Genomic DNA, 4864 nt, shown 5'->3' with positions numbered 1-4864 from the left:
CCTTGAACGGTGACGGGATAAGTTTTGATGCTTTGGGCTGATTTACCCAGGCTGAGAACTTGATGCGACCATTCCGGCAAGGGAATTCCTGCAAATGAACCTACCCACTTAACATTTTCGCCAGTTGTCAGATCGAAACTCGCACCGTGCCAAGGACATGTTACCGCTCGATCGCAAACTTTCCCTTTGGCTAGGGGCATTCCCAAGTGGGGGCATTTATTTTCGACGGCGTAGATTTTATCGTCAATTTTGGTCAAGATAACTTTCTGATTCTCGACTTTAACAGCTAGTAACTCACCTTCTTTAATTTGGCTGGTAGTAGCAACAGAGACAGTTTGCATGGCTTAATGATAAATGTTTGATAATTAAAACTAGATCTTATTAGCCTACCAGGATGTCAACCGCAATTTGCTAAATATCGCCTCAATCGAGCATTTCTATACAATTGCCAGGAGTTGGATGCCTTCGATAATTAGAATTGCTGCCCACACAAAGATCCCGATGCCCGCAGCCGCAGCGGCGATGTCCTTAATCGCCCCGATTTGAGAATTGTCTCGCGGCTCGACAAAATCGCAGAGGATTTCGATCGCACTGTTTAATAGTTCGCCTAGTAACATCACCCCAGTCGCAATTAAAATCAATGACAGATCGACCCATTTATGAAACACAATCGCACTGATGACGATCGGGATCGATAACACCAATTTGTAGGCAACACTAAAATCCGTGATGACGGCAATATATAGCCCTTTAAAAATAACTTTAATCTTTTTAATCGGACGATAACCAGGAGTACTGTACTTTCTCGACATGGAGCGACACTCCCAAGATAGTCATCTAAATAATTGCTGTTTAGCCAACAATATTTAAATTTAGTGGTACTCCGATGCTAGCAAAGATAGTTGAGTTACGCCTACATAGTTTGCAGCGATCGCATAAATCTTTGTAATTGTCTGCTTTCTAGTTCTAATACCCGCCGCGCAAAATCTCGATCGCGATCGAGCAAGTTATCAAAAGCCGTTACTGGCACTGCTAAAATGCGGGTGAGCGCGCCTTGAGCCACGATCGTATTCTGAGAATCACTATGGGCGAGGACTTCTAATTCATCGAGCGTTTGTCCGAGTTTTAGTTGTTCTACTCGGACTTCTTTGTTGGGCAAATGGAAGATAATCTGCGCATTTCCTTCAATTAAGAGGAGGAGTTCGCGACAGGTATCGCCAGCTTCAGTAATAACTTCATTGTCGGCAAAGCTTCTAAATTCGGCACGCTCGGATAGTGCGATTAATGTCTCGCTGTGGATCTGGTGAAAGAAATCACTATTAAATAGATATACTACTTTCTCTAATAAGGGAAATTTAGTTAGAGGCGGACATTCTTTAGATGCTGATAAAATGATTTTGGTAGTTTCTTGCAGCAAAGATGAGCTGTGAAGATCGAGATAATTGCTGGCGATCGTTTGAGTGCGATTCTCTTTCATAGAGGCTTCGCCAACGAGATCGAGTTGGGCGATGATGTACAGACAGGCTGTTTGAATTAGGGGATTGCGATCGGCGAGTAATGGTGTTAACGAACTGAAGGTTTGTTCGCTTGAATAATCGATCGGACAAGTATTTTCAATTGCTTGTAAGGGTATCAATTTTGCCAAGATATCTGGATGCAGTCTAGCTTGCCAATTTTCTGACTCTAATAGCTCTAGCAAAACTACTGGAGCTAAATCTCCCAGTTGTTGAGCCACAGAGATCGCCGCTTGTCTGCTCAGTCGCTCTGAAGGAGCATCGTCCTTGATGCTGACAATTATTTCCAGAATGGTACGGACGATTAATTCTTTTTTGTTGTGAATACTACTTTTGAGCAGTGTTAAAACTGCTTGATGTTCGGATAAAACTGGTTGATGGAGTCCGCGATAGCAGGTAATGAGATCTGGGAGTTGAGCGAGTAAAAATTCCGCTCTGCGCAAACTGCCAGATTCTGGGGAAATTCCACTTAAAATCCAATCTTCATCTTGAGAGTTAATCGAATATTGGCGGCGCAGTGCGTCGATTTCGACTGAGTTAGGAGCGAGAGGGAGATCGGTATTAGTCAGATCTGGTTGTCGTTGCAATCGCATCAATCGTTCTAGGGATTTGCGATAGCCAGTCAAGCGAATTTGATTCTCTAAACTGCGTTGGCGATCGGGATTTAGTAATTCTGGATCTTCAATGCCTAATTCTTCTAATACCTCGCGATGCTCGTCATTAGTAATGCCTAATTCTTGGCGTAATTGTTGCAATACTTCTAAGCTACTAGAATAATTAGCATAGCCTTCTTCCAATGCTTCGCGCACGACTCCTTTATAAGCTGTATGTCGCTTTTCTCTAGTGAATCCAGGTAAAACTTTCGCGAGAATATACACTTCATGAGTATTTAGCTCGCTTAAAGAACGACCTTCTAAATACGGGTAGAGATTTAGTTTTAGCTTCTCTAACTGCTTGCGGAAGCGACTTGCCAAATTCTCGCGCGCATATAGATCGGAGCTAAGTCGCCAAGTCTTATATACCCACAGCGTACTCAATAAAACTAGAGCTAGTTCGTAAATATATTGACCCCAAATCGGCATTAGTTGCACTAATGGACGACCGCCAAAGATAAAGAAAAAGTTGAAGATAAAAAATGTAGATAGTGTAAAAATGCGATGTCTAATTATGTCTGGCGATCGCTTGAGATCGCGCTTGCGGCTGTAAGATTTTGCCCATCTCTCGATCGATCTGCCTACTCGATCGCCGATCGCAGTAGAGATACCTAATGTCAATGGTACGGCAACTATTTTGGGGATATTTATCGCCTGTCCGAATATATAGAACCCCGGACTTAATAGCGTTGATAATTGGTCGGTTTGTCTCGCCCAGGCTCCAGACATATAATAATCCCAACTACCAGCATAGAGATAATAATAGCCAAAATAACCGATGACTAAGCCCACATAACCATACCGCAACCATGAGACTTCTGGTTTATTCAATCCATCCCAATATGCTCGTTCCGAGTCGATATCGATGCAGGGATTTTGACAGGCAACGCAAGCACTTTGCTCTTTACCATCCGGTAATACCACCCGACACATCGACTGGGTAATCGACGTATCGCTAATGTGTGCCTTACTATTAAATAACCCACCAGGTTCGCTATAGATTTGCTGAACTGGAGCCATCGGGCAAAAATAATTGCACCACGATTTACCGCCGTATAAATAACCGACGGCAATCGCGGCGGCGATTGTGAATAACAACCATAATGCTAATACCAATCGATCGGCATTAAAAAATAAAATTCGCCCGCACAATCCGACAAATAACCAGCCAAATTGGACATACGGATAATTCTTGCCTAACCACGAATCTGGCTTAACTTTTGCCAGCTCGTAGCGAACTTTTCCCGTGTTCGGGTTTTCGCGTTTGAATTGTCTTTGTTTGCCCAATGCACGCGGAATTTGGGAGAGAAATGATAGCGGACAAATCCTGCGCCAAGCTTCATGCCCGAATACTAGCAAAATAAAGATCGAAGCGGGCACGATTGCTCCCCAAAATAAGGTTGTAGCCAGCGGATAAGGCTGTTCGACTAGACACTTTCCCTGCACCAAAATACAGCTACCCGATAACCTTAACGGACTCCAAGAACGATCTGGCTCGGTCAATACTGGCGTCCAAGGATCGTAAAACAATGACGCGATAATTAGCAACCAGGCGATCGTGAGTATCCAACGCACCACATGCATTCGTCGTTCGGGTAGCTGTGCAAACATATTACGCAGAAGTTAACTAATAGAAAAAAGTTTTAATCTGTGTATTCTCTCGATCGAGAGCCACATCTGTATCATAGTGGAGGTTTACAGGTGGGCAATCTACCGATCGGTATAAAATCATGAGCAGAGAGATTACTAATTAGATTAGTAGCACTCAGTCAACCCATACATTCAATCCGATCGGTAGTCAATCGGTAACTATCAATTATCAATTATCAATTAATTGAATTATTCATCATCATGAGCGAAACGATGGTAGAGGAAATCAAGGGCATAATTACGCAAGTTATAGTACTCTGGATCTTCCATAATTCGATCGCGATCGCGCGGTCGATCGAATGGAATAGTCAGTATTTCGCCAATTTTTGCAGCGGGGCCATTGGTCATCATTACCAACCGATCTGCTAAAAATAATGCCTCATCGATATCGTGAGTAATCATTAAGACCGTACAATTTTGTTCGCCACAGATCCGCATTAATTCCTCTTGTAGCTCCTCCTTCGTAATTTGGTCTAATGCTCCAAAAGGTTCGTCTAAAATTAAGATTTCGGGACGAATTGACAGCGCGCGCGCGATCGCTACACGTTGTTTCATACCTCCAGATAATTGGGTGGGCTTTTTGTCGGCGGCATCTGAAAGCCCGACCATTGCTAAATGTTCGTGAACGATTGAGACTTTTTCGGCTTTAGATTTGGTGGGAAAAACCGAATTAACAGCTAAATAGATATTTTCAAAGGCCGTTTTCCACGGTAAAAGTGCGTAACCTTGAAACACCATCATGCGATCGGGGCCGGGTTTAAGGATTGGTTCTCCTTTTAATTCGACCCTGCCAACAGTAGGCTGACTGAAGCCACCAACCATATTGAGTAATGTCGATTTGCCGCAACCAGAATGCCCGATCAGACAGATAAATTCACCTTTATCGACAGATAGGTTGACGTTTTCTAAAACTGTATAAGTACCTTTTTGGAAAGTAGATTTACCACTATCAAACAAAATTGTTTTTGCATAAGCTTTTAGTGTATTAACAACTGCTTCGCTTAATTCAGGACAACCATAATTTGCAACAGTACCTTTAACGTCTGG

4 protein-coding genes are annotated in these 4864 nt (G+C 43.0%); all 4 read right to left on the bottom strand.

The features are described from left to right. Positions 1-341, bottom strand: a 341-nt coding sequence (locus RMO84_RS09005; RefSeq protein WP_310488142.1) for a Rieske 2Fe-2S domain-containing protein, incomplete at its 3' end; no start/stop codon positions are given. A gap of 96 nt (positions 342-437) precedes the next feature. Continuing rightward, complete coding sequence (locus tag RMO84_RS09000) at positions 438-812, bottom strand: diacylglycerol kinase (protein ID WP_310488141.1); 375 nt, start codon at positions 810-812, stop codon at positions 438-440. A gap of 101 nt (positions 813-913) precedes the next feature. Beyond that, positions 914-3778, bottom strand: coding sequence for a cyclic nucleotide-binding domain-containing protein (locus tag RMO84_RS08995; protein ID WP_310488140.1), 2865 nt, complete (start codon positions 3776-3778; stop codon positions 914-916). 228 nt (positions 3779-4006) lie between these two features. Beyond that, on the bottom strand, positions 4007-4864 hold an 858-nt coding region (locus RMO84_RS08990), incomplete at its 5' end, for a nitrate ABC transporter ATP-binding protein (protein WP_396135809.1).

This window comes from Chamaesiphon sp. VAR_69_metabat_338 (assembly GCF_031423935.1).
Taxonomy (GTDB): Bacteria; Cyanobacteriota; Cyanobacteriia; order Cyanobacteriales; family Chamaesiphonaceae; genus Chamaesiphon.
Note: the sequence above shows the minus strand (reverse complement) of the source record. Positions and strands in the feature narration are given on the sequence as shown.